This window comes from Pseudomonas sp. AFG_SD02_1510_Pfu_092, assembly GCF_003331055.1.
GTDB lineage: Bacteria > Pseudomonadota > Gammaproteobacteria > Pseudomonadales > Pseudomonadaceae > Aquipseudomonas.
The window spans coordinates 1-25,235 of sequence record NZ_PUQD01000039.1; the positions used below are offsets into that span (position 1 = coordinate 1).

Here is a 25,235-nt window from a genome sequence, read left to right on the forward strand (position 1 = left end):
CCCCCCGCCCCCCCCTCCCCCCCTGCCCCCCCCTTCCGCTCGCGCCCCCTTTAAAATTTTCCTCCCCCCCGGGTGGGCCGCCCTCTTTGGGGGTCCCGGGGGGGGGGGGCCCGGGCAAGTTGAACACAACCATCGCGGGAGGCGTTGCCTCGAAACCGGTAACAGGGCCTTCGCGGGCTTGCCCGTGAAGGCACCACTGGTTTCACAGAGGAGTGCTCCCCATGCCCAACAAGCCCCATGACCAGTTCAGCATGCAGAACCCGCTGACCCAATACCCGCACCCGCCATTTCCGGCCCAGGGCCAGCCAGCGCCGGGCCTGGATGCCAACATGCAACCCAAGCCCGATCACGGTGAAACCTCTTACAAAGGCTTCGGCCGCCTGGCCGGGCGCAAAGCGCTGATCACCGGCGCGGATTCCGGCATCGGCCGGGCAGTGGCCATCGCCTTTGCCCGCGAGGGGGCCGATATCGCCTTGAACTACCTGCCCATCGAACAGCCCGATGCCCGCGAAGTGATAAAGCTGATCGAAGCCGAAGGCCGCAAGGTGGTGGCCATTGCCGGCGACCTCAAGGACGAGAACTTCTGCAAGGAACTGGTCGAGCAGGCCCATGAACAGCTTGGCGGCCTCGACATCCTGGTCAACGTCGCGGGCAAGCAGGAAGCGCGCAAGGACATCAGCCAGATCAGTCACGAGCAGTTCGATCACACCCTCAAGACCAACGTCTACGCATTGTTCTGGCTATGCCAGGCTGCCGTGCCGCTGATGCCGGCTGGCGCCACCATCATCAACACCGCCTCGATTCAGTCCTACCAGCCATCGGCCACCTTGCTCGACTATGCCACCACCAAGGCAGCGATCGTGGCGTTCACCAAGGCCTTGGCCAAGCAGGTGATCGAGCGCGGTATCCGGGTGAATGCGGTCGCCCCCGGGCCGATCTGGACCGTGTTGCAGCCCAGCGGTGGCCAGCCACCAGAGAAAATCCCCGAGTTCGGCTCGCAAACGCCGATGAAGCGCCCGGGGCAGCCCGCCGAGTGCGCGCCGGTCTACGTGTTGCTGGCCAGTCAGGAGTCCAGCTACATCACCGGTGAAGTGTTCGGTGTGACCGGCGGCAACCCGCTGCCGTAGGGCGCGGCGGCTAAACCTTTGCCGCCTGGCGCAGTCATTTCAGGTATCGACAGGTAACCTTGGGAGCAGCTCATGGCTCGGGCAATCTGGAAAGGCGCCATCAGTTTCGGCCTGGTGCACATCCCCGTTGCGCTCAATACGGCGGTGCGTACCGAGCGGGTCGATTTCGACTGGCTGGACAAGCGCAGCATGGAGCCGGTGGGCTACAAGCGGGTGAACAAGGTTACCGGCAAGGACATCGACAAGGAAAACATCGTCAAGGGCGTGGAGTTCGAAAAGGGCCGTTATGTGGTGATCAGCGAGGAAGAGATCCGCAAGGCCCGGCCCGAGGCCACGCAGACCATCGATATCTTTTCCTTCGTCGAGGCCGGCGATATCCCCCTGCAGCATTTCGACACGCCGTATTACCTCAGCCCGGACCGGCGCGGCGGCAAGGTCTACGCGTTGCTGCGCGAAACCTTGGCCAGCACCGGCAAGGTGGCGTTGGCCACGGTGGTATTGCATACCCGTCAGCACCTGGCATTGCTGCGCCCGCTGGACGATGCGCTGGTCATGATTACCCTGCGCTGGCCGGAGGAGGTGCGCGGGCTGGACACTTTGGAGCTGGACAGCAGCGTTACCGAAGCCAAGGTGGACAAGCGCGAGCTGGACATGGCCAAACGGCTGGTCGAGGACATGACCGGTGCCTGGACCCCGGGTGAGTACCACGATGCTTTCCGCCAGACCATTCTTGACCTGGTGGAAGAGAAGGCCAGCAAGGGCAAGATCGAGACGGTCGAGCAGGGCGAGGCTGCCGGCACGGAAAAGAGTGCGGACATTCTCGACCTTACCGAACTGCTCAAGCGCAGCCTGGGGGGCAAGAAGCCCGAGAAGAAACCGGCGAAGAAGACCCGCAAGGCGTCATAGCCGCCGCATGTATGGCACCGGCTGCGCCGGTGTTCGCGGCTAAAGCCGCTCCCACAGTTTAGTTCCCTGCCTGCCTCGTCCCTGTGGGAGCGGGCGTGCCCGCGAAGCAGGCAGCGCGGTGGATGGCACCGGCTTCGCCGGTGTTCGCGGCTAAAGCCGCTTCCACAGTTTAATGCCCTGCCTGCCTCGTCCCTGTGGGAGCGGGCGTGCCCGCGAAGCAGGCGACGCGGTGGATGGCACCGGCTTCGCCGGTATTCGCGGCCACGGCCGCTCCCACAGGTGCAGTGTAAGCCCCGGGCCTGCGTCGTACTTTGTGGGAGCGGGTTCACCCGCGAAGCAGGCGGCGCGGTGGTGGCATTGGCTGCGCCGGTGATGAATGGCAGGTTTGGCAGGCTCGCCCCGGGTCAAAGAAACATCAATTCGAACGGCTGCAGCAGGCACTCGAGCAAATTACCCGGCAATGCAGGCGGGTTGTCGCCGTCCGGCTCCAGCTGGCTGGCATGCGCGGCCAAGGCCTGGCGTTTGCGCGCCAGCTGGCCTTCGTCCAGCTGCAGGCGGTGCGCGCGGGGCCAGGGCAAACGCGGGTCGTCCGGCTGCGCCCAGTGCCACGCCCATACCGGTACTTCCGCCAATTGCACCTGACGCGCCGCTGCAGCGTACGCAGCAGCGCGGCCGACGGCTTCGTTGTCGCAATGGCCATCCCCGCGCCAGGTGGCCAGCAACAGGTCATCGGGTTTCAGCAGCTGGGCAAGGTGGCGGGCCAGAAACGCCTCCTCCCGGGGCAATTGACCGTCCCTGAGATTGAGCCGGCGCCAGTCCAGCTTGCTGGTATCCAGCGCCAGCTGCTGCAAGGCCAGGCGGCTTTCCTGAGGCCGTTTGCGCCGCAGGCGGTGCTGCGTCCACTCGCCGGAGCCAGGGTGGCTGGCTTCGCCGTCAGTGGCGGAAATCAACACCAGGTCCTGTTCGCGTCCCTTGAAATCGGCCAGCAGCCCGCCGGCCATGAGTATTTCGTCGTCCGGGTGGGGCGCTATCAGCACCAGGCGCCGCCCAGGCGGGCACAGTTGGCGACGGTCGAGCCAGGTGGCGCGCGCCAGGTGCGCGGAATGCTGCCAGGCTGCCCACGGTGTGCCCGCACCGGGCTGAATCAGGCTTTCGTTCATGGCTGCCACGCTTCCATTCGCCCTTGCACGGTCATTTGAGGCCCAGCTGCTTGCGCATGCGCGCGGTGATCGACTGGCGCACCTTGCTCATGCCCGCCCAAGGGTCGTCGACCTCTGCCAGGCGTTCCCCCAGGTTGCTGATGTTCCACTGATTGGCACCCTTGAGCTGGGTCAGTTCTTCACGCCAGATCGGTACCGAAACCGGCAACCCCTCGCGCGCGCGCAGCGAATAGGCGCAAGCGGTGGTGGCGCCTTTGCCGTTGCGCAGGTAGTCGATGAAGATGCGCCCGACGCGGTTCTTCGGCCCGGATACCGCGCTGAGACGGTCCGGGAACAGCTTGGCCAGGTAATTGACGATGGCGTGGCTGAAGTCCTTCACCTCGTCCCAGTCGGCTTTGCGGGTCAGCGGCACGACCAGATGGATGCCTTTGCCGCCGCTGGTTTTCAGAAACACCTTCAAACCGAGCTCGTCGAGCAGGGTAAGGGTCAGCTGGGTGGCTTCGAGCATGGCTTTCCAGGGCAGGGCGGGGTCAGGGTCGAGGTCGAGGACAAAACGGTCGGGCTTGTCGAAATCCTTGTCGGTGCCATTCCAGGTGTGAAGTTCGAGCATGTTCATCTGCACGGCACCCAGCAGCGTGTCCGGGCGATTGATCACCATCGCCGCCTGGCCTGCCTCGGCTTTGTCATAACTGAGCACATTGGGGATGTGCAGCTGGCCGGCGTTTTTCTGGAAGAACAGCTCGCCCGCCAGCCCGTCAGGGGCGCGCACCAGCGCCACGGGGCGGTCCTTGAGCTGCGGCAGGATCCACTGGCTGACTTCGGCGTAATAGTGCGCCACGTCGCGCTTGGTGATGCCGCTGCTGGCATCGATGACCCGGTCCGGGTGGGTCAGGCGCAGATCACCGAAGTCGTCAGCAGCCTTGGCTTGGCGGGTTTTCGGCACGGTCTTGGCGGGCATGGCACGCTCCAGGTCGATGGCTGTGGCAGGTTTGTCGTCGCGCAAACCGTGAAATACCGAATGGCGGACGATGCCTTCCCGGGTCATTTGCGCATAGGCGACTTCGGCCAGCAGGTTTGGCTTGAGCCAGTGCACGCCGCGTGCCTCTGCCCCGGTGGGCGGCCTGGCCAGGGCGGGCTTGGCGATTTCGAGCGGTTTGAGCCGGGCATGGATACTGCCCAGGGTGGTGGTGCTGAACCCGGTGCCGACCTTGCCGGCGTAACGCAGCTCGCCGCTGTCGTTGTCGTGCAGCGCCAACAGCAGGGCGCCGAAACCGCTGCGGCTGCCTTTCGGGTCGGTGAAGCCGACGATCACGAACTCCTGGCGTTTCTTGCATTTGAGCTTGACCCAGTCGGCACTGCGCCGGCCACTGTAGACGCTGTCCACGCGCTTGCCGATCAGGCCTTCAAGGTCAAGGCGGCAGGCACTGTCCAGCAGCGAATCGACGGGCTGATCGAAGTCTGCGGAAAACAGCAGGTTGTCGGCCTGGTTGTGTTCGAGCAACTGGCGCAGCGCTTCGCGCCGGTCCTGCAGCGGCACCTGGCGCAAGTCGCGGCCGCCAAGAAACAGCAAGTCGAACAGGTAGTAGGTGATCTGTTCGTCGTGGTCGGTGTCGAAGGCGTTCTGCAGCGCCTGAAAATCGGCGACGCCCTGTGTGTTGTTCACCACCATCTCACCATCGAGCCATGCCGAGTCGACCCCCAGCTGACGTAAGGCCGCCACCTGGCGCGGCATTTTCGCGCTCCAGTCGTGACCATTGCGGGTAAACAGGCGGATGTCATCGCCGTCGATGCGCGCCAGGATGCGGTAGCCGTCGAACTTCACTTCATAGCGCCAGTCGCCGCTGGGTGGCGAGTCGACCAGCGTCGCCAGCTGCGGTTGCAGTTGCTCGGGCAACGGCGCCGCTTTACCAGTGCCCTTGCGCTTGCTGGTAGTGGGCCTGGGTTTGGCCGCTTGTGCAGGGCGGTTTTTGGGTAACAGGGTGCGATCACTGATCACGCTGTCTGGCTGTGCATCGACAATGCTGTATTCGCTTTCGCTGCGCGCCTGGCTGTCGTGGGACTTGACCAGCATCCATTGCTCCTTCTTGCCGGCCAGGTGGGTGCGGAACAGGTTCCATACGCCGCTGAGCTTCTCGCCCTGCAGGCGAAAGCGCAGCTTGCCTTTGGCGTAGGCTTCGCGGGCATCGCCCTCTGGCTCCCAGATGCCGCGGTCCCAGACAATCACGTCGCCGGCGCCATAGTGGCCTTCGGGGATGTGGCCTTCGAAATCGGCGTAGTCCAGGGGGTGGTCCTCGACATGCACGGCCAGCCGGCGCACCTTCGGGTCGAGGGACGGCCCTTTCGGAATGGCCCAGCTTTTCAGCGTACCGTCCAGCTCCAGGCGGAAGTCGTAGTGCAGGTGGCTGGCATCGTGCTTCTGGATGCAGAACTGCAGCGCATGCGCGCGTTTGGCGCGCGTGTGCTTGCCACTGGGCTCGGGCGTGGCATTGAAATCGCGCTTGCGCGCATATTCCTCAAGGGGCTTGGCCATGGCAGGCTCCCGGCGGTTCGCGGTCTTATCGTTGGGAGGCGGCCGGGGCAGGGGAGTTCAAAAAAACACGCTGGTGCGGAGAAACTCTGAATCTTCCGTGGCGTGGCGCAGTCGACCATGAGTAAGCCAACTGATGGAGACAATCCATGTCCACACCTGATGATCGCAAACCCTACACACCGACCGAGATCGACGACACCGAAGACCGCATGGGCAGTGTGCATGAGCTGGACTTCAGTGATCGCCTGGATGATCGCGAGGGGCGGGTGGGAGATGAGCGGCCGGCCCGGGAAGTTGCCGAGGAGTTCCCCGCCCGCCGGGTGGCAGAAAGCGGCATGACCGGTGGCGAGGCGCTGAGCGACAGCCTGCACGAGGACAACGTCACCTATGACGACCTCAGCCCGGACACCTTGCTCGACGAGACCGGCGCCCGTGACCCGCACGAGCCGGGCCATGGCGGCCCGGCGGACAAGGCCTTGCGCCACGTCGATGCCGAGGAGATCGGTGGGGGTATCGGTCTCGACGAAGCCGAGCTGGCACGTTCCGCGCCGCTGGATGGCCAGCCGTGGAGCGACGATGTGGTCGAGGACGACGAGGAGGGCAAGCGATGAGCGAATTACGATGCGCCTGCAGCGAATGCAGCTGCACGGTGGACGCCGCGCCACAGGGTGGCAAGGCCTATTGCTGTGAAGCCTGCGCCAGCGGGCACCGCAATGGCGAGCCTTGCCGCATGCCAGGCTGCAACTGCGCACAGGCCGTGCAGCCCAAGGAAACCAATGTGGACAATGCCTTGGATGAAACCTTCCCGGCGAGTGACCCGATCTCGCCATGATCGCTGGGGCAGCTGCCTGAAATAGCTTGCGCAACTGCCCCTGCAACCTGTGGGAGCGGGTTTACCCGCGAACACCGGCGTAGCCGGTGCCATGCACCGCGCTGGATTCTTCGCGGCTAAAGCCGCTCCTACAGGTTTACAGCCCGCCTTCCTGCGGTGGCTCAGTGCGTCTGCCAGATGCCGTTACTGCGCTCGCAGTCCGTCCGGGCCTGGCCAAGGCTTGGGGTGTCGTAGTAGTAGGTCACGACTCGTGCATCCTTCGGCAGGTTCGGGCGGGTAGAGGGCTGGTCATTACCGCCCGCCTTGGGGTTGGCCAGCGCTTCCTGGGTCAGTGGGGCAATGCAACTGCCCACGCTGCCATCGGCGCAGCGGGCCACCTTGTGTTTCTCTGAACTGAGCATGTCCTTGCTTTCGTTACTGCACGACCAATTAATCGCCTCAGGGGGCATGTTGCCGTAGGTGTAACAGGTGTGTTGCTCCACCGGTTTTACCGCTTCGCTGGACGAGCGGGTCATCACATCACAGGCCTCGGCCCAGACCTCGCCGCTGACCAGGCTCACCAGCATCAATGTCATTACCGAGCAACGCATGGCCACCTCCCGGCCCGCGGGCCGCTTCATGTTCATGCCGGTTTTTCGCGTCGGCGCATGGCCTTGGCGCGCTTCTCCAGCACCAGGTAAGTGATCACTGCAAGTACCAGCGGAATCAGGTAGTACAGCGTGCGATAGGCCAGCAGCGCCGCGACCAGGCTGCCCTGGCCGATCTGCCCGTGCAGCAAGCCGAGGAATACGGTTTCCAGTACCCCCAGCCCGGCCGGAATGTGCGCCACCACACCCGCCACGCAACTGATCAGCAAAATGCCGAGAATCGAGGGGTAGAACGCCTCATCCGGCAGTAGCCAATAGATCAGCAACGCCATCATCGCCCAGTTGCTGGCGCCGAGGGCAACCTGGCATAGCGCCAGGCGCAGCGACGGCAAGGTCAATTCATGCTCACGCCACGTCCAGGTCCGCTTTTTCGCCAGGCCGCAGGCCAGCAGGTAACCGATGGCGATGGCCAGTAACAGGAAACCGATCAGCTGCAACCCGCCGGTGCCTACCGCCCAGTTGGCCGGCAGCTCCACCAGGCGCAAGGCGAACACGCTGCCGGCCAGCAGCATGTAACCCATCCAGTTGGTCAGCAGGCCGAGGGTGAGGATGCGGGTGATGGTCGGCGTATCCAGGCCAAGCCGGCTGTACAGCCGGTAGCGCAAGGCCACACCGCCTACCCAGGTGGTGAAATTGAGGTTGAAGGCATAGCACACGAATGCCACCGGCAGCACTTGCCGCGCTGGCAGCTGGTGGCCGGTGTAGGTGCGTGCGAGCAGGTCATAACTGGCAAAGATCAGGAAACTGCACAGCGCCATGCCCATGCCGATCGCCAAGCTGCCCGGCTTGTAGGCGAACAACGACTGGCGCACTTCGTTCCAGTCCAGGTTGCGCGCGAGCATGAACAGCAGCAGCGGAATCAGGATCAGGAACAGCAGGGTGAACAGGCGCTTGGCCCAGGTATGCCAACGCTTTCGCTCCATCAGGTATTGCCCTCGTGCAGGTTGCCTTGCGTCGCGATGTCCGCTTGCGCCGTTTTCAGGCGCTTGCGGTGGGCGGGTAACCAGCCGGCGATGCGCGGGAAATGGCGGATGACGTGGAAACACAGGAAGATCAGCGGTGCCCGCCACCAGTAGCCGCGGACCATGCGGGCCAGGGTGACCGGCTTGCAGTGCTCGCTGGCCAGGCTCTGCAGGTGCTGGTGCAGTTGCTGGGTGAACGCGCGATCGCGGATGAACAGGTTGGCCTCGAGGTTGAACGACAGGCTCAATGGGTCGAGATTGCTGGAGCCGACGGTGGCCCATTCGTCATCCACCAGGGCAACCTTGCCGTGCAATGGCCGTTGGCAGTACTCGCGAATGCGCACACCGTCGCGCAGCAGGTAGTTGTACAGCAGCCGGGAAAGTGCGCGTACCCAGCGCATGTCTGGCTGGCCCTGCATGATCAAGGTCACCTCGACCCCGCGGCGGGCCGCGTTGCGCAGCTCGCGCAGCAGCCGGTACCCCGGGAAGAAATAGGCGTTGGCGACCACGATGCGTCGGCGGGCGCTGCGCAGGGCTTCCAGGTAATACGCTTCGATGGCGGTACTGCGCTGGCCATTGTCGCGCTCGACCAGCACCGCGGTGATCGTGCCGGTAGGGTCGGTGACCGGGCGCACCTCGCTGGGCGGCTCGAGCACCGGCGACATCAGCCGACGGCTGACGGCATGCACTTGAGCCACCACCGGGCCGGTGACTTCGACGGCATAGTCCTGCTTGGCCATTGACCCGAAATCACCCAGATGGTCAGCGCTGTAATTGATCCCGCCAACAAACGCCCGCTCACCGTCGATGACCACGATCTTGCGGTGCAGGCGGCGGAACAGGTTGGTGCGCATGCCGGCCAGCCGTGGCTGGGGGTCGAACAGGTGGAAACTGACCCCGGCATCGGTCATCGCGGCGATGAAATCGCTTGGCAGGTCGGCCGTACCGTAGCCATCGGCCACCACCTCGACCCGTACGCCGCGACGTGCCGCATCGATCAACACCCGCTGCAGCTGTTGGCCGACCTTGTCATCGAAGATGATGAAGGTTTCCAGCAGCACTTCTTCCCGCGCCTGGCCGATAGCCTCGAAAACGCGCGGGTAAAACGCCTCACCGTTGATCAACAGCTCGACGCTGTTGCCATCCACCCAAGGTCTTCTCACAGCGCAATCTCCGCAGCCAGTGGAGCGTGGTCGGACAGATGCGACCACGGGTAGTTCGACAGCACCTGGGCCTTGCCGGGCATGGCATTGCGCACATAGATGCGGTCTAGCCGCAACAGCGGCAGGCGGGCCGGGAAGCTGCGCGCAGGGGTGCCGAAGCGCTCGCCGAAGGCTTCGACCAGGCGCTGCGACAGCACCGCATCCGCCTTCAGCCGCCAGTCATTGAAGTCGCCGGCAATGATCACCGGCGCGTTGGCCGGCAGGCGGTCGAGCAGCTCCAGCAGCAGCTTCACCTGGCTCTGCCGGTGTGCCTCGCGCAGGCCAAGGTGCACGCACACGGCATGCACCTGCTCATGGCCCGGCACTTCCAGCTGGCAGTGCAGCAGGCCACGTTGCTCGTTGCCCTGTACCGACACATCGAGGTTGTCGAAACGGGTGATGGGGAATTTCGACAGCAGGGCATTGCCATGGTCGCCATGGGGGTAGACCGCGTTGCGCCCGTAGGCGAACTGCGGCCACATGCTGTCGGCGAGAAATTCGTATTGCGGGGCGTCCGGCCAGGCGGGGTGTCGGATGGCGTGCTGCTGGTGGCTGCCGTGCACTTCCTGCAAAAACACCAGGTCGGCACCTGTGGCACGCACCGCTTCACGCAGTTCGGGCAGGATGAAACGCCGGTTGAAGAAAGTGAAACCCTTGTGCACGTTGAGGGTAAGCACGTTCAGCCGATGCACGGCGGTGATCTTGTCGATGATGCAGCGCGGCGTGGGCAAGGTCCTGTTCACAGCTCTACCTCCGGCGCAACGCCCGGCTCGGTCATCAAGTCATGATCGAGGTGGAGCTTTTCCAGCAGGCGACGGGCGTCATAGGGGGCGTGCACTTTCTGGTCATTGTCGAAGTAGCAGTACACATCGCGGGACGCCCGCTGCGGCGGCGGGCCTGGCACGATCAAGTGGGCATCGTCGGCCTGGGTGCCTTGGCTCCAGTGCAAAATGCGTTGTTTCCAGCGGCGCAGTGCGCGCGAGGTATAGCCGCTGCTGTACAGCTCGACATCGCCGTGCAGGCGCATGTACACGAAGTCGGCGGTGACGTCTTCCACGTACGGCCATTTGCCGGCGCTGTCGGCAACCACCAGGGCGACCCGATGCTTGCGCAGCAGCTTGACGAAGGCGTCGCACAGGAAGCTTTCATGGCGTATTTCCACCGCATGGCGCAGGCGCTGATTACCCTCGATGGCAGTGCCGCCGTTACCCTGCAAGCGCTCGGCGCAACCTTCGGCACATTGCCGTGCGGACGCGCGGTCATGGGGCAGCAGGTCGAGAAACGCGGCGAACAGGGCCTCATCGAACTTCATGTTGGGCGGAAACTGCCAGAGGAACGGCCCGAGCTTGTCTCCCAACAGCAGCGGCCCCGAGGCAAAAAAATTGGCCAGCGGCTGTTCGATGTTCTTCAGCCGGCGGATGTGGGTGATGTAGCGGGGCGCTTTGACCGAAAAAACGAAATCGTCAGGGGTTGCCCCGGCCCAGTCGCGATAGCGCTGCGGCGTCTGCAGGCTGTAGAACGAGCCGTTGATCTCGATGGTATTCACCGCCCGCGAGGCAAACGCCAGCTCGTCGTCCTGGGGTAAGCCCTTGGGGTAGAAGTCCTTGCGCCAGGGGCCATAGCGCCATCCTGAAATGCCAATGCGCACTTCGCTCACGCTGCCTCCTCGTTCCTTGTTGCACGGTTCATCATTTGCGACCGGTACAGGCGGGCAAGGGTTCAAGCAAGATTGATCGACGGCGCGCCCGGCGTCGGATTGAACTTTGCCGCCGTGTGCGATTCCACCCTTTAGCAGACCGAGGGCGGTGTACGCTGCCCTGGCAGTGCCGACGGTGAGGAGCGACGCCATGAAATTCGACCGTTTCGCGCAATGGCTGGCGAACTGGACCGGCCGCCCGCTGAGCTTCGCCATCGCGTTTCTGGTGATCGTGACCTGGGCCGTGACCGGGCCACTGTTCGACTACAACGACACTTGGCAGCTGGTGATCAACACATCGACCACCATCATCACTTTTCTGATGGTGTTTCTGATCCAGAACACCCAGAACCGCGACAACGACGAACTGCACATCAAGATCGACGAACTGCTGCGCACCACCAAACGTGCGCACAAGGCGCTGCTCGACCTGGAAGACATGGACCCCGCCGAACTGCATGCGCTGCGCAAGCAGTACCAACGCATGGGCGAGCGCGACGAGGACCGCGACGGCCGCCGGGACCCGCCCGCTGACTGAAAGCCTGCCCATTTCACTGGAAGGAATACCGCAATCTCCTGGAGGAACGCATGGCCAGACACATCATTCACTTCACCGGCCCGATCAATTCATCCACCTGTGGCAACCTCATCGGCACCTGCTCGAAAGCCATGCAGCAGGGCGCCGAGCTGCTGCAGCTGAACATCGCCACCATGGGCGGCGAATGCAGCTACGGTTTCACGTTGTACAACTACCTGCGCGGGCTGCCGATTGCCCTGCACACGCACAACCTGGGCACCGTCGAGTCGATGGGCAACATCCTGTTCCTGGCCGGCGAGCGGCGCACGGCCTGTGCCCACAGCAAATTCCTGTTCCACCCGTTTCACTGGACGCTGCATGGCTCGGTGGACCATTCGCGCATGGCCGAATATGCCATGAGCCTGGACTACGACTTGCGCCTGTATGCGCAGATCGTGGCCGAACGTACCGAAGGCAGCACTGATGTGCTGGATGTGCCGCGTTACCTGATGGCGTATCCGCGCATTCTGAGCCCGCGCGAAGCGCTGGAAAGCGGCATGATCCATGCGGTCGACGAGATGCCGATCGAGGCGGATGCCTGCCAGTGGAGCGTGCACGCCTGACCCATCCCTGTGGGCTTCAGCCGCGCCCGCAACCTAGCGAATGGACGCGGCTATCGCCCGGTCGCAGGCCAGCAGCGAACGGATCAGCAATTTGATCTCATCCTTGAGCACCGGCACCTGGTCGACATGGGCGAAGCAGCAGTCGGCAATTTCGTGCAGGGCAGTGGGGTGGGGCGCGTCTGCGAATTCGGCTTCGAACACGTAGTGCATGCGCGCGGCGTTTTCGTGGCGCATCAACAGGGTCAGGGACTCGGCGCGCAGCCCGGTTTCTTCCAGCAACTCGCGCTCGGCCGCCTGGGCCGGCGTCTCACCCGCCTCGACCTTGCCACCAGGCAAGGTCCACGCGGCGTTGCTCTTCCTGACCCAAAGCCATTTGTGGGCGTGCTTGCCGTGGCGGCAAATGACGGTGGCGCGTGCTTTGTGCTGCTTCATGACGACTCCTGGTGACGCTATTCCTATAACGAATTAGTCACCAGAAGCGCAATGAACGTTGTGTTTGATAAAAGTGAGGCAGATGGCCGGTCAGTAGGGCACCGAGCCATGCAGGGTTTCGATCGCTTCGACCAGTTCGTCGTAACCGACCGGCTTGTTCAAGTGCCGATCGAACCCCGACTGGCGCGACTTGTGCTGATCGGCGCTGGCGCCATAGCCGGTCAACGCGATGGCCGGCGTGTGTTGCAAGTGGCTCAGGCCGCGCAGGGCTTTGATCAGGGCGTGGCCGTCCATCACCGGCATGCCGATGTCAGACAGGATGATGTCATAACTGCCTTGCGCCGCAGCTTCCAGCGCCTGACGCGGGTCGCTGAACGCGCTGACCTCGGCACACTCCATTTCCAGCAATTGCTGCATCACCTCCAGCACATCCACCGAATCATCGACCAGCAGTACACGAATACCGCTGAGCCGACCGTCCTGTTCCAACTCGGCCGGCGCTGCGCTCGGCCGCTGGCTGGTGGCGGACAGGGGCAGGCCGACGGTGAATGTGCAGCCCTGGCCGATGCCGGCCGAATGGGCACTGACAGTGCCGCCATGGGCTTCTACCAGTTGGCGCACCAGCGACAGGCCGATACCCAGCCCCTCGCGTGGATGATTGCCCGATTGCGGCGCGGCCTGGCTGAACAGGTCGAAGATGTGCTCCAGGCTGTCGGCAGACAGCCCGACGCCCTGGTCGATGACGCGCAGCACAACCTGTTCATCATCATGGCTCAGCACCAGCCGGATCAGCCCGTCCACCGGGCTGAATTTGATCGCGTTGTTCAGCAGGTTCCACACCACCTGCTCCAGCCGGGTGCTGTCGCCGTCGATGATCAATGGCAGCCCATCGGCCGGCAGTTCGAGCGCCACACTGCACACCGGTTGTTCGCTCAGCACCAAGGCATGAATGGCTTGCAGGATGGCACAGACATCCACCGGTTCAGTCTTGAGCTTGAGCTTGCCGGTACGAATGCGCGCGACATCCAGCAGGTCATCGATGATGCGCGCCTGGCTGCTGACCGCTTCGCGAATGGTGCCCACCGCCTTGCTCGCTGCGGCGATGTGGGAAATGGCAGGCAGGCGCCGGAGAATTTCTGCATTGAGCTGGATCAGGTTGAGCGGATGCTTGAGTTCGTGCGACATGATGGCGAAGAATTCGTCCTTCATGTGGCTGGTGCTCTGCGACTCGGCCAGTTTCTTGCTCTGTTCGTCATGCAGGCGCTTGTGCCCGGTAAGGTCGCGGGCGATTTTCACGAAGCCGCGCAGGGTGTTGCCCTTGAGCCGCGATATCTCGCCGCTGGAGTAGAACCGGCTGCCATCCTTGCGCACGTGCCAGCGCTCGTCCTGGCTGCGATCATTGACCCGGGCATCATGCAGCTCCCGCTCGGGGACGCCCTGTTCGCGGTCCTGCTCGGTGAAGATCAAACGGTAGTGCTGGCCCAGCACGTCCGCCTTGGCGTAGCCGAAAATCAACGTGGCACCGGTGTTCCAGTCGGTGATCAGGCCCTGTTCATCGAGCAGGATGATGGCGAAATCATGGGTACTTTCCGCCACCACGCGCATGCGTTCCTCGCCCAGGCGCACCCGTTCTTCTGCAGCGCGGCTCTTGCTGATGTCGATGAACGTCAACACCGTACCGTCGATTTCCTGCTCGCTCGAGCGGTACGGCAGCAGCCGCGCCAGATACCAGTGCTGGTCGAGCCCGCCGATCTCGCGCTCGATGATGTGTTCCCCCTGGGCCACGGCGCGGGCGTCTTCGGCCAGCGCGGGGTAATGCAGCCGATGGGTGATATCGAGCAGCGAGCGGCCGGTGTCGACCGGCAGCATGTTGAACAGGTCGGTGGCCCGCGGGGTGAACCAGCGAATGTGCAGGTTGCGGTCGACGAACACCGTGGCGATGTCGGTGCTGGCGATCAGGTTGCTGAGGTAGTCGTTGACCTTGTCGGTTTCCTCGACCTTGTTCTTCAGCTCGTAATTGACGGTCAGCAGCTCTTCGTTGATCGACTGCAGCTCTTCTTTGCTGGTTTCCAGCTCCTCGCTGGCAGAGCGCAGCTCTTCGTTGATCGCCTGCATCTCTTCGTTGGAGGCGGTCAGCTCTTCACTGGAAATTTCCGACTGCTCGATGGTTTCCTGCAGCTGCAGGCGGGTACGCTGCAGCTCGCGTTCCAGGTTGTTCAGGACCATGCTTTCGGTCTGCCGAATCGACCCGGCGACGGGCAGGGACGGGTCGGGGGCGCGCTCTTCGAACACCACCAGCAGGTATTCGCCAGCGCTGACTTCATCCTTGTGCGGTTGCACGGTGATCTCGACCTGAACCCGCTCGGCGCCTTCGCCCAGGTCGACCGGCCGGGAGGTCACGGCCGCAGTGCCCTGGCGCGCCTGGAACAGGGTGCTGCGCAGGGCCAGGCGCAGGTTCGGCAGCACCAGGTTCAACAGGTTACGGCTGAGCTCGCCACCCGCCAGCTGCATGAACCGCCCGACGCCTTCACTCAGGTGCAGGATGGTGCCTTCGCCGTCGATGATCAGGCTAGGCGGGGTGCGACGGGCCAGGGCCCTGTGGTGCGCCTCGGCGTAGGCGGGCTTGCGGCCGGGTTTGCTCTTGTCTCGTGCAGGCTGCGGGGCAGTGGCGACGTCCGGCCCGGACAACTGACGGCCCGAGCGGCGACCGGCGGCGCTGACATCGCGGGCACGGTAGATGCGGTTGCGCTTGTCGACCACGGCGAACAACTCGCCGGCCAGGTCGGCAGACTCGGACGCACCCAGGAACAGATAGCCGCCGGGGCGCAAAGCGAAATGAAACATCTGCAGGATGTCCTGCTGGATCTCGCGGTCCAGGTAGATCAGCAGGTTACGGCAGACGATGAGGCTGATCTGCGAAAAGGGCGGATCAGACAACAGGTTGTGCCGGGCGAACAGGACCTTTTCGCGAATTTCCTTGCGTACCCGGTAATGCTGGTCTTCCTTGACGAAGAACTGGCGCAGCCGCGAAGGCGGTACGTCGGTGACGATCGCCTCGGTATACGAGCCGCCCCGGGCAATGGCGATGGCACGTTCATCCAGGTCGGTAGCAAACACCTGCACCTTGCTGACGCGCTGTTCCACGGCAAGTTGCTCGCAGGCAAGCATGGCCAGGCTGTAGGCTTCCTCGCCCGTGGAGCAACCGGCGGACCAGATGCGTATTTCACCGGTGCCTTCCGGCTCGGGTTCGCTGACCAGCTGTGGCAGTACATGCCGCTCCAGCGCCTCGAATGCCTCACGGTCGCGGAAAAAGTTGGTAACGCCGATCAACATGTCGGCCAGCAGCGCGGCGGCTTCTTCGCCGTGGTCTTCCAGGTAGCGCAGGTAGCCACGAAGGTCGGCCTGCCCGGTCACATGCAAACGGCGCTCGATGCGGCGCAGCACGGTTGCGCGCTTGTAATGCTGAAAGTCGTGGCCGGTGGCACTGCGCAGTTGCAGGAGGATCTCTTCGAGCAACGGTTCGGAGGCCTGTGGGTCGCCGGCCCGGGTGCCCAGGGCAGGGGGCAGGGTATCGTCATCGATGCGCGGCAGCTTCACCCGCAGGGCGTTGTGCCAGAGTTCGAGCAATTTTTGCGGGATTTCGGCGACCGGCAGGATGATGTCGACCATGCCGGTGTCGATAGCGGCGCGCGGCATGCTGTCGTACTGCGCGTCGTCTGGCGCCTGTACCAGCGTGACACCACCTTGTTCCTTGATCCGTGACAGCCCGACCGCGCCATCGGCACCGGTACCGGACAGCACCACGCAAAAGGCGTGGTCCTTGTGCACATCCGCCAGGTCGCGGAAGAACAGGTCGATGGCCACATGGTCGCCGCGGCGCCGGTTGGCAGGGGTTACCCGCAGATAACCGTCGTTGGTCGACAGGCGATTGGCCGGAGAAATCACATAGACATGGTTGCGTTCGATCGGCACCGGCTCGGTCACCTGCCGTACCGGCATGGCGGTGGTTTCCTGAATGATGCGGTCGGCCACGCTCTGGTGATCGGGGGACAGGTGCAGCACGATGACGAAGGCCATGCCGGAGTCTGCCGGCATCTGCCGGAACAGCGTACAGATGGCTTCCAGCCCACCTGCCGAGGCGCCTATACCGACGACCGGAAAGTCCAGATGGCTTGGGCTCAAGTGCGGATTCTGCGGCGAAGCGGGCTGGGTAGCAGTCGACTTCATGGCGTTGCCTTATACAGACTGACAGACTGCCCATCGACGCATCGCCGGGCTTGTGAAAGCCCATTATAGGCAGGCCGAACACGCATTCGCGAGCGTTTGACGACGCCCCAAAGGGCAGCGCGCAAATTTGCGACTTGTTGGTCATTTGGCGCCACTCGTCCGTAAACCCAGGCTTGGAGTGAGCGCAATCCGTCGGCGCGGGTTCGGAGTAAAGGCACGGCACAGCACCGTGCCTATCTTTCCAACCGCAAGGAGAAACGACATGGCTCGCGATCAAGATCAAACCAGCCAACGTGGCGGCACCAAGGAAACCAACCCGGGCAATTTCGCCAACGACCGTGAAAAGGCGTCCCGCGCTGGACAGAAGGGTGGCCAGGCCTCCGGCGGCAATTTCGCCAATGACCGGGAACGCGCCTCGGAAGCAGGCCGCAAGGGCGGCCAGAACAGCCACGGCGGCGGTCGCAACCAGTAAGCCAGTGGCGTAAACCAGCAGCGGTGGCCTGGCGGGAAAACCCACCGGGCCACCGCTCATGCGAATCTTTTCACTTTTTTTGAATCTTTCGCAGCGCGCCCGACTCAATCACCCAGTCATCCATGGAAAAGAGGAGGGCCACGCGATGCCTAATCCGCAGTTGTACATCATCGACTACCGGTTACATGGCAAACCGCGCAGCTTCATCATCCGCCTGGAACGCCTGGACAATGCCGAAGCGTGGCATTGGGCGAGCTGCGACGCGGGCATCGGCATCATTCCCAAGTTTGGCCGCGAAAAGTTACGCAAGGTGAGCAAACCCATGGCGGAGCGCTATGGGGTGACGGATGTCAGCTGGCGGGTGTCCGGTAGCAAGCCTGGCCAATCCGTGGGCGACCCGGCCACAACAGTCTGAACCTGCCTATATATTGCGCTGACCGCTCAGGCCCCTGATTCGGGATCGCTGGCGGGGACCCCAGGGCGGTTCTGGTCATCATCCGTCAGGTTGGGGTCGGCGTCGGGGTCGTCCACCTGGTCGTTACGACTGTCTGGCTCAAGTTCCGGCCAGTCATCCTCTACGTTCCCACCGCCCAGCCATTGTTTATCGTTCATGTGCTCAGCCTCCGCTTGGTAAAAAAGGCCCGCCTGGCAGGCGGGCCAACACAGGAGTGAGAGGCTACGCCGTTGACCACCTCTCACTGCATCTGAACCCCGCGAGGCGAGGGCTGATCATTCGCGTTCAGGCAGATGCCGACCAATGGCAGGTGGGTCACAGATAGGCTTTTATATAACTACGCTAAATAACTATTTAGCGTAGTTATAGCTAAAGTGCATAACAATCAGGGCAGGCGACGCGCCAGCCAGACCGTCTGGCCGCCACATTCCGCATCCTCGACGATGTGATCCAGCACCTCGAAGCCATGGTCATGCAGCTGTGCGGTGTACTCCTGTTGATCCAGGCTCGCGTGATACAGCGTTTCGCCTTCGAATACCCCCAAAGCCTCGCCATGTGAAGGACCACTGGTGAACATCAATAATGCACCCGGTGCGGCATGGCGCTGGAATATCGGGAACATCCGGCGCTGGTCTTCGGGCTTTAGGTGGAAAAAGCTGTTCCAGGCCAGGATCGCGTCGAACTGGCGATCGAGCGCAAGCGAGCGCATGTCTGCGTGAATCCATTGCTGTGCAGGAAACCGCTCGCGACATAGAGCGAGCATGTGCGTAGAGGAATCTACACCCATAACGGACGCGCCGGCTTCGATCAGATGACGCGCTACAGGTTGGCCAGAACCACAGCCCAGGTCGAGAACGGTTGCACGCGCAGGTAGCTGCGTACAGAAGCGGTCGATCCATTTACGGTCGATGAAATGATCGGTACGCAGGATGTCCCAGGTCGTCGCGTGGCGGTCGTAGAGGTTGATGATCTGGTCTGCAGATGGATGGCTGGCCATTGGTTCGGGGCAGTCCTTGGATTGGGGTTTGCGGAGCACGCTTTGAGGGGGACCATAGCGCGAAATGTACCCTGGGTAGGCATCTAGAAGAAAATACGAAACTGCGGATAATGAGTATTATGTTAAATTATATATTGCGTTGGGTGCGTTTATATTTGTCACTGCCCCTAAGCCATGTTCAGTCACCCACCGTGCCTTAAAGTCAGCAGTAACAAGCCACTGGGTCGATCCTTTTTCAAATGGCAGCGATTAGAGGCGGCCGCACTGTGCGTACCGCCACAAGTTGCAACCAACTCAGTGCATCATCCCCAACTCAGCATCATCCATTAGCGCCTTCGCCAACGCGCTAAGATAATGTGCAGCCCAGATCATCATCGGTTTCTCGTCCATCAACCCGACGATCGTCAGTTCCCGCACATACCCCATCAACTCCGAAGACTGCTCCCGAGCGCTCTTGCAAGGAATCCCGGCTTCGATACGAAACAACGGATGGGTCTGGTTTTCACCTTGGTAGAACGTAGTCTTGCCTACCGTGGTTTTCTCGGTCGATTCGTCAGTAGTCATTGGTTCATTTCCCTGATCGTCAAGCACCTGGGCGGACAGCTTCGCTGGTGACAAGTCCAGCCCGGGATGGATATGCCTTTGAGGGCATGAAGGCCTTGGGGTGGATCGGGGACCATTTTCAGCATTCCTATATCTCCAAATGGGCTGCACCGATCCCGCCGTCAAACAGGTTGGGTGGCAGCTGTGTGTGGGTTGACAGACCGGCGGACATAGGAAGTTCCGGCGCACGCAAGCGTGCCCCACACGCAGCCGCCATTTAAGCGCTGCACATCCTACATACCGTTACGGCCCGTCAAAGCCGTGTCGCTGATGAGCAGCGACGGCCCAGACTAAAACCCCGACAAGGCACTCGCAACGGAAAATAGGCGGTAACAGTATCTTTGGGAAATGCCCTACAAGAAAGCGACAAAGTCTGATTTTTCCAGCCAACAAGACGCCAGTCAGCCGCACCGGATCACGCATCAACCGCCCGCTGCAGCCCTCCCCCCAGCGGCAACTCATACGACTTCTTCACCGTCCGCACCGCCAAGGTCGACGAATACGTACGAATCGGTATCTCCCGGTAAGTATCGAGAAACCGGTAGATATAGTCGGTGTATTCAATGGTATCGCGAAACTTGGCCACCATGACGAAATCGAACTCGCCCGTCATCAGGTAACAGTCCTGAATCTCCGGGTGGCTGGCCAGGATGTGCTGCATCTTGCGGTCGATGTCGTTGCTGTCGCGGTCCAGCTTGACCAGAAAGAACGCCGTCACCTGAATGCCCAGGATGCCAACGACATCTTCCTGCCCGGCGCGCCCACGCCCAGCGGCTGGGGCGTGCAAACCCTGGTGCCGGCCAATTGCAGCCCCCAGGGTAGCCTCAAGGCATTCAAGGTCGGCGCGCGCAAGTTCCTGAACGCCACCTCCAAGAGCGCGATCAACGTGTTGCACGGCTTCCACCTGTCCAGCGGCACGCTGGCGTCCAGCCCCGACCCGTTCATGGAGGCGTCTGGCGGCTGGCTGACAGACCAGTCGGGCAACCTGGTGTTTTTCGAGCGCAAGGTGGGCAAGGCCGAATTCGACTACATCGTCGACAACGGCCTCTTTGATGCCGCCAACCAGTTGAAGGTCGCGCAAAACCAGGACGGCAAGTCCCCGCAGGGGCTGTCGCTGCCCGCCGGCGAACCGATGCGCTCGCTGCCGCCCGCCCCGCTCCCGCAGGAACAACTGGGGGCGATCGAGCTCAAGGCTGCCTGGCGGGTGCTGACCGGCAAACCCGAGCTGTTCGGGCGCTACCTGACCACCGTCGCCTGGCTCAAACGCCCCGACACCCTGGCCTGCAGCCAGGAAGTGGTTGGCCTGGTAGGCCTGCATATCATCAACAAGACCCAGGCTTCGCCCAACTTCATCTGGACCACCTTCGAGCAGGTCGACAACGTGCCCGAAGCGGATCAGGCCCCGCCGCAGCAAACCCCCGCCGAACGGTTTCGCCTTCAACAACCCCGCCTGTGGCAGCGGGCCGGAGTGCACACCGAACCAGCCGCGTATCCAGTGCCAGCAACACCATCCCGACCAGGGCTGCAGCGACCGCTTTCCGCGCGACCAGCCGGTGCAGACCACCCGCGAACACCTCGTGCCCGGCGACCTGCAAGCGCTCAACAGCGCGGTGCAAGCCAACTTCGCGCAGCACAGCCAGGGCCAATCGGTATTCCAGTACTACAAGCTGATCAACGTGCTCTGGACGCTCGCGCCCAACCCGCCCAGCCCGGAACCGGGCGCCAACGCGCAAGTGCCACTGTCGTACGGGCCGTTCATCAGCCAGGGCAACGTGCCGGTGGCCAACACCACCCTGGAAACCTACGTGCAGGGTGATGACTGCAACCAGTGCCATCAGTACGCGACGATTGCCGGCGACCCCGCCTTGGCCTCGGACTTCTCCTTCCTGTTCGGCAGTGCCGACTCTGCCATCAAGAAAAGCCTGGTCAAGCGGGCGAAAGCTTTCGAAACCCTCAAGGACCACCCTTGAGCGCAACAGGGGCGACTACCAGTCGCCCCGAACCGGGTCGGTCAACTGGGCCAACGAAATGACGCGGCATACGCGCTCGACGGCAGGCGGCTGGCGCCGTCCGCTCTCAATCGGGAGCGCAAGCTCCCGGTCTGCGCCTGGCTTCTGAACAGCCCACGCTTCTTGAGTTCCGGTATGACCAGTTCGACGAAATCTTCCAGCGTGCCGGGGCTGGTCAAGGGGTTGAGCATGTAGCCACTGGTAGCGGAAATGCGCGCATGTTCCTCAATGCGGTCGGCTACCTGCTGCGGCGTGCCGACCAGAATCAGGTCGGTGCCCCGGGTCACGTTGGCGAAGCGCTTCCTGACGTCCCCGGCAGTCAACGGCTTGCCGCTGCCATCCGGGCGCAACATGTACGAGGTCAGGCCTTCGGTATGGTTCGACAGGGCATCACTGTCGGCATAACGGCTGAGGTCGAAGCCGGTATCACCGGCATAGCTGACCAATTGGGCTTCCAGGTGATAGTGGCTTTGCAGCGCGTCGTACTTTCGCTGCGCCTCGATCTCGGTTTTGGCGGTGACGATCCGCAGCACCGTCAACGACTGCACATCACCCCGGCTGCGCCCACGGGCCTCGGCCATCGACCAGATCTGTTCCAGGCCCTGGCGGATTTCCTCGGGGTCGGACTTGGCGATGAATATCAGCTCGGCATGTTTGGCTGCGAACTCGCGCCCCCTACCCGACCAGCCGGCCTGAATCAGCAACGGCGTACGCTGTGGCGACGGCGCGCAGAGATGCGGCCCGGCCACCCGATAGCGTTCGCCGCTGTGATCGACAGGCTTGACCCGCTCACCCTGGGCGTACACCTGGCGCGCCTTGTCGGCCGCGACCGCATCGTCCGCCCAGCTGCCTTCCCAAAGCTTGTAGACCACATCCATGAATTCCTCGGCGCGCTCATAGCGGTCGTCATGCCGGATCATCTCGTCCAGGCCGAAATTGCGCGCGGCGCTGGACAGATAGGAAGTGACGATATTCCAGCCGATTCTGCCATCGGTCATGTGGTCGAGCGTGCTGAACCGCCGGGCGTGGGTGAACGGGTGTTCGTAAGTGGTGGAAACGGTCGCGCCGAAGGCCAGCTGCCGAGTGATGGCAGCCAGCCCCGGGATGATCATCAGCGGGTCGTTGGCGGGCGCCTCGACGGCCCACTTCACCGCGGCCTCGGCATTACCGCCATACACATCGTAGAAACCCAGCACATCGGCAAAGAACAGCATGTCGAGGCCAGCCTGATCAGCGATACGGGCCTGGTTGGCCCAGAACCCGAAGGTGTTGGCCGCCAGGCGCTCGTCAGCCGGATGAGTCCAGAGGCTCGGTGCGCCCCCACAGCCGACACTGGCCTGTTCGTAGAGGGCAAACAATAGAGGCTTTGGGTCGGACATTGACGAATACTCGATAGGCAAAAGTTTTTAATAGTTAATAGCAATATAAAAACGTTTTGAACTATCGATATTGCATAAGCTTGTGTCGCCAAGCTATAGCGGCCCCTGCCTTTTCAGCGAAACGATCGCCACACCCTGTCGATCTCGGCCACCACCTGCCTGGTAGCCACCTCGATCGGCCCTTCATTGCGGCACAGCACCCAGCCATGCGCCGCGACCGCACGTTCGAAGGCCTCGGTGCACGCCACCTGCTCGTCCAGGCTCTGGATGACCGTACTGCCCAACCCGCGCGTTCGTGCCGCCGCCCTTGCCCATGAGGTAGCGGGCGCGGTCACCACCCCGATGTGCAGGTCCGGCACCTGTACCTGTCGCTCGATGTTCAGCCGCAAGATTTCATCGAACGGCACAGACCGGCGAAATGCGGCGTCAGACGGGTACCAGCGATCGATCAGGATGATGCTGTCGGCCGGCTGCCTGGGCAGCACCTGCCGGGAAATCCGGGCGCGGCTTTCGGCAAAGCGCTCGCACACGCGGTACTCCAGCGCTTGCGACGGGTGCCGGGCGAGCTGGTTGACCAGGGCCATGGTTTCGCCCCGGCCGGGGTCGCAGTTCTTTTCGCTAAGCCGGATGACTTTGTGCTGGCCAGCCCTCAGGGCTTTGGTGACGGCCTCGAGCAGCGTGGTCTTGCCGGTGCCCTTGGGCCCGTCGATGGAAACAAACAGCGGGCGGTTCATTGTTCAATACCAGTCGGTTCAGGCGCGGGATGAGACCACTGGTGGTGGCATGGCAGCAAGGGCTGCCTGCCAGGAGCACATTTGTATCCCAGGCTGTAAAAGCGCTCAATCGCCACTGACCACGCGGTTGCGCCCGGTGTCCTTGGCTTTGTACAGGCGCTCATCGGCGCATTTTAAAATGGCGCCGGACGGTTGCTCGGCGTAGGTGCGGCAGGCCACCCCGATGGAAATCGTCATCGCGCCAACCGGGTCCAGGGGGCTGGCCGCGATCGTGGTGCGGATGCGTTCGGCAATCTCGGTGGCCACTTGCAGGCTGGTATCCGGCAACAGCAGGCAGAACTCTTCGCCGCCGGCACGGCACGCCAGGTCGCCAGTGCGGGAGCAGGCCTGGATGATGCCGGCGATATGCTGCAGCGCGACATCGCCGACGTCATGCCCCCAGGTATCGTTCACCCGTTTGAAATGGTCGATATCCAGCGCCAGTGCGCTGTACGGCTGCGCCTGTTGGTCGAGGATCGCCAATGCCGCATTCATGCCACGACGGTTGACCAGCCCGGTCAGCGGGTCACTTTCTGCCGCGTGGTGCAAGGTGCTGATCTTCTGGTCCAGCGACTGCAACCCGGCCAGCAGTGCACTGCGAATCGCCGCCGCCTCGGCGTACCAGGCATTCAGCCGACGCAGCTCCCCGCTGGCATCGGCGTCAGGCATATGGCGGGCACTGTTGGCCAGCTGCCGCAAAGGGCGGGCGACCCAGGTGGATACCGCAAGAAGCAGCAGCAGCCCGAACAGCCCCACTGGCAGAAGTTTCCATAGCATGTCGCGCATCAGGTTGCGCAACGGATGCAGCGCGTTGTCCCGTGGTTGCTGGGTTACCACCGCCCAGTGCGCGCCCTTGATTTCGGCATACCCGGCCAGCATCGGTATGCCGCGATAATCGCTGGTTTCCAGCTCCCCGTCGTCACCGCGCAAGGCTGCGTTGGCACTGGCGCTGGCGCTCAGCACCGCGCCCAGCCTGGCGGCATCCGGGTGGTAGAGGATTTGCAGGTTTTCGTCCACGACGAAGGCAAAGGCGTCGGCCAGCTGATGGCCGCCGAGCAGAATGCTCATCACCCCGCCTTCGCGCAGGTTCACCACGCCGCCGATCAAGCCAAGCACATTGCCTTGCTCATCCCGCACGGGGTTGGAAATGAACACGCTGAAATGGCCCTCGGGAGAGGTGAAGGCCTTGCTCACCAGCGGGCGCCCGGCGCTTGCCGCCTGCCTGGCGGCCTCGCCGAGTTTCACGGTTTTGGCAAAGTCCAGTTGCGGGTAACCGCCAAGGATGTTCCCCGCAGCATCAGCGACAACCACGATCTGCAGCTCGGAGTCCTGCACCTGCAGGCGTTTCGCTTCGGATATCGCCAGGGCATGGTTGCTGAAGTCCTGCCCGATCAGCTGGCTGCTGTATTGCAGGCGCTCATGCACCGAATGGATGAACTGGTCGATCCCCGAGGCCACCTTGTAGGCGTAGGCCTTGTGCGACTCCAGGGCCGAATGGATCAGCGAGTCGCGCAGCACCCCGTAGGCGACCACCAGGCAAGTGGCCAGGGTGACCACGACACTGGCTGACAACAGCGACAGCATCAGGCCGCGAATGCCGATGTATCGCGCGCTGGTTCTGTCCATGAATAGCGGCTCCCCCTGCCCCCTTCAGAGCGTAGAAGACTCCGCCATGGGTGCAAGGGCC

General features: G+C 62.9%; 24 protein-coding genes and 1 pseudogene. 9 read left to right on the plus strand and 16 right to left on the minus strand.

The window, feature by feature from the left end:
• Positions 1 to 221 precede the first annotated feature (221 nt).
• Both C6A77_RS16605 and C6A77_RS16610 read left to right on the plus strand, forming a co-directional pair.
• Positions 222 to 1,127 (plus strand): SDR family oxidoreductase, encoded by a 906-nt coding sequence (locus tag C6A77_RS16605; RefSeq protein ID WP_114170434.1) that lies wholly within the window; start codon positions 222 to 224, stop codon positions 1,125 to 1,127.
• Between the two features lie 72 nt (positions 1,128 to 1,199).
• Entirely contained in the window at positions 1,200 to 2,033 is an 834-nt protein-coding gene (locus C6A77_RS16610) for a Ku protein (RefSeq protein WP_114170435.1), read from the plus strand.
• A 404-nt stretch (positions 2,034 to 2,437) separates the two neighbouring features.
• Here C6A77_RS16610 and C6A77_RS16615 read toward each other — a convergent pair whose 3' ends face one another.
• On the minus strand, positions 2,438 to 3,193 hold the full coding sequence (locus C6A77_RS16615; RefSeq protein ID WP_114170436.1) for a PIG-L family deacetylase: 756 nt from the start codon (positions 3,191 to 3,193) through the stop codon (positions 2,438 to 2,440).
• Positions 3,194 to 3,224: 31 nt separating this feature from the next.
• Positions 3,225 to 5,723, minus strand: a complete 2,499-nt coding sequence (gene ligD, locus C6A77_RS16620; protein ID WP_114170437.1) for a DNA ligase D — start codon at positions 5,721 to 5,723, stop codon at positions 3,225 to 3,227.
• 146 nt (positions 5,724 to 5,869) lie between these two features.
• On the opposite strand from ligD, the gene C6A77_RS16625 reads away from it, so the two are divergent.
• Positions 5,870 to 6,334, plus strand: coding sequence for a phosphotransferase system, HPr-related protein (locus C6A77_RS16625; protein ID WP_114170438.1), 465 nt, complete (start codon positions 5,870 to 5,872; stop codon positions 6,332 to 6,334).
• Positions 6,331 to 6,555 carry a metallothionein gene (locus C6A77_RS16630; protein ID WP_114170439.1) on the plus strand — a complete coding sequence of 75 codons (225 nt, stop codon included), beginning with the start codon at positions 6,331 to 6,333 and terminating at the stop codon, positions 6,553 to 6,555. Before C6A77_RS16625 ends, C6A77_RS16630 begins: the two co-directional genes overlap by 4 nt.
• A gap of 161 nt (positions 6,556 to 6,716) precedes the next feature.
• Here C6A77_RS16630 and C6A77_RS16635 read toward each other — a convergent pair whose 3' ends face one another.
• The 5 genes from C6A77_RS16635 to C6A77_RS16655 are packed head-to-tail and all read right to left on the minus strand — an operon-like array spanning position 6,717 to position 11,023.
• Positions 6,717 to 7,145, minus strand: coding sequence for a hypothetical protein (locus C6A77_RS16635; RefSeq protein WP_114170476.1), 429 nt, complete (start codon positions 7,143 to 7,145; stop codon positions 6,717 to 6,719).
• Positions 7,146 to 7,177: 32 nt separating this feature from the next.
• Positions 7,178 to 8,125: a lysylphosphatidylglycerol synthase domain-containing protein gene (locus C6A77_RS16640; RefSeq protein WP_114170440.1), complete on the minus strand. Its 948-nt coding sequence runs from the start codon at positions 8,123 to 8,125 to the stop codon at positions 7,178 to 7,180.
• Positions 8,125 to 9,327, minus strand: a complete 1,203-nt coding sequence (clsB, locus tag C6A77_RS16645) for a cardiolipin synthase ClsB (protein ID WP_114170441.1) — start codon at positions 9,325 to 9,327, stop codon at positions 8,125 to 8,127. The genes C6A77_RS16640 and clsB overlap by 1 nt, the downstream gene beginning before the upstream one ends.
• The gene (locus C6A77_RS16650) at positions 9,324 to 10,109 is read right to left on the minus strand and encodes an endonuclease/exonuclease/phosphatase family protein (RefSeq protein WP_114170442.1); all 786 of its coding nucleotides are present in this window, start codon (positions 10,107 to 10,109) and stop codon (positions 9,324 to 9,326) included. The genes clsB and C6A77_RS16650 overlap by 4 nt, the downstream gene beginning before the upstream one ends.
• Positions 10,106 to 11,023: a DUF72 domain-containing protein gene (locus C6A77_RS16655; RefSeq protein ID WP_114170443.1), complete on the minus strand. Its 918-nt coding sequence runs from the start codon at positions 11,021 to 11,023 to the stop codon at positions 10,106 to 10,108. The genes C6A77_RS16650 and C6A77_RS16655 overlap by 4 nt, the downstream gene beginning before the upstream one ends.
• Positions 11,024 to 11,213: 190 nt before the next feature.
• On the opposite strand from C6A77_RS16655, the gene C6A77_RS16660 reads away from it, so the two are divergent.
• Positions 11,214 to 11,600, plus strand: a complete 387-nt coding sequence (locus C6A77_RS16660) for a low affinity iron permease family protein (RefSeq protein ID WP_114170444.1) — start codon at positions 11,214 to 11,216, stop codon at positions 11,598 to 11,600.
• Between the two features lie 50 nt (positions 11,601 to 11,650).
• Positions 11,651 to 12,202: an ATP-dependent Clp protease proteolytic subunit gene (locus C6A77_RS16665; RefSeq protein ID WP_114170445.1), complete on the plus strand. Its 552-nt coding sequence runs from the start codon at positions 11,651 to 11,653 to the stop codon at positions 12,200 to 12,202.
• Between the two features lie 33 nt (positions 12,203 to 12,235).
• Here the strand turns inward: C6A77_RS16665 and C6A77_RS16670 are convergent, their stop codons facing one another.
• Positions 12,236 to 12,634, minus strand: coding sequence for an NUDIX domain-containing protein (locus C6A77_RS16670; RefSeq protein ID WP_114170446.1), 399 nt, complete (start codon positions 12,632 to 12,634; stop codon positions 12,236 to 12,238).
• Between the two features lie 90 nt (positions 12,635 to 12,724).
• Positions 12,725 to 16,861, minus strand: coding sequence for a CheR family methyltransferase (locus tag C6A77_RS16675; RefSeq protein WP_114170447.1), 4,137 nt, complete (start codon positions 16,859 to 16,861; stop codon positions 12,725 to 12,727).
• Between the two features lie 262 nt (positions 16,862 to 17,123).
• On the opposite strand from C6A77_RS16675, the gene C6A77_RS16680 reads away from it, so the two are divergent.
• Both C6A77_RS16680 and C6A77_RS16685 read left to right on the plus strand, forming a co-directional pair.
• On the plus strand, positions 17,124 to 17,333 hold the full coding sequence (locus C6A77_RS16680) for a general stress protein (protein ID WP_114170448.1): 210 nt from the start codon (positions 17,124 to 17,126) through the stop codon (positions 17,331 to 17,333).
• Positions 17,334 to 17,478: 145 nt separating this feature from the next.
• On the plus strand, positions 17,479 to 17,748 hold the full coding sequence (locus C6A77_RS16685) for a DUF6555 family protein (RefSeq protein ID WP_114170449.1): 270 nt from the start codon (positions 17,479 to 17,481) through the stop codon (positions 17,746 to 17,748).
• Positions 17,749 to 17,774: 26 nt separating this feature from the next.
• Here C6A77_RS16685 and C6A77_RS25625 read toward each other — a convergent pair whose 3' ends face one another.
• The 4 genes and pseudogenes from C6A77_RS25625 to C6A77_RS16700 form a co-directional block, all read right to left on the minus strand.
• A complete protein-coding gene (locus tag C6A77_RS25625) occupies positions 17,775 to 17,945 on the minus strand; it encodes a hypothetical protein (protein ID WP_162604244.1) in 171 nt (56 codons plus the stop codon).
• Between the two features lie 227 nt (positions 17,946 to 18,172).
• Positions 18,173 to 18,784 (minus strand): class I SAM-dependent methyltransferase, encoded by a 612-nt coding sequence (locus tag C6A77_RS16690; protein ID WP_114170450.1) that lies wholly within the window; start codon positions 18,782 to 18,784, stop codon positions 18,173 to 18,175.
• Positions 18,785 to 19,078: 294 nt separating this feature from the next.
• On the minus strand, positions 19,079 to 19,348 hold the full coding sequence (locus C6A77_RS16695) for a DUF3077 domain-containing protein (protein ID WP_114170451.1): 270 nt from the start codon (positions 19,346 to 19,348) through the stop codon (positions 19,079 to 19,081).
• 454 nt (positions 19,349 to 19,802) lie between these two features.
• Positions 19,803 to 20,117, minus strand: a pseudogene (locus tag C6A77_RS16700) (Lrp/AsnC family transcriptional regulator); the annotation flags it as partial.
• An 823-nt stretch (positions 20,118 to 20,940) separates the two neighbouring features.
• On the opposite strand from C6A77_RS16700, the gene C6A77_RS26005 reads away from it, so the two are divergent.
• Positions 20,941 to 21,357, plus strand: a complete 417-nt coding sequence (locus tag C6A77_RS26005) for a hypothetical protein (protein ID WP_241507434.1) — start codon at positions 20,941 to 20,943, stop codon at positions 21,355 to 21,357.
• A gap of 41 nt (positions 21,358 to 21,398) precedes the next feature.
• Here C6A77_RS26005 and C6A77_RS16710 read toward each other — a convergent pair whose 3' ends face one another.
• The 3 genes from C6A77_RS16710 to C6A77_RS16720 form a co-directional block, all read right to left on the minus strand.
• On the minus strand, positions 21,399 to 22,775 hold the full coding sequence (locus C6A77_RS16710) for an NtaA/DmoA family FMN-dependent monooxygenase (RefSeq protein WP_114170452.1): 1,377 nt from the start codon (positions 22,773 to 22,775) through the stop codon (positions 21,399 to 21,401).
• A gap of 113 nt (positions 22,776 to 22,888) precedes the next feature.
• Complete coding sequence (locus C6A77_RS16715; protein ID WP_114170453.1) at positions 22,889 to 23,509, minus strand: dTMP kinase; 621 nt, start codon at positions 23,507 to 23,509, stop codon at positions 22,889 to 22,891.
• Between the two features lie 105 nt (positions 23,510 to 23,614).
• Positions 23,615 to 25,174 (minus strand): sensor domain-containing diguanylate cyclase, encoded by a 1,560-nt coding sequence (locus C6A77_RS16720; protein ID WP_114170454.1) that lies wholly within the window; start codon positions 25,172 to 25,174, stop codon positions 23,615 to 23,617.
• Between the last annotated feature and the right edge of the window lie 61 nt (positions 25,175 to 25,235).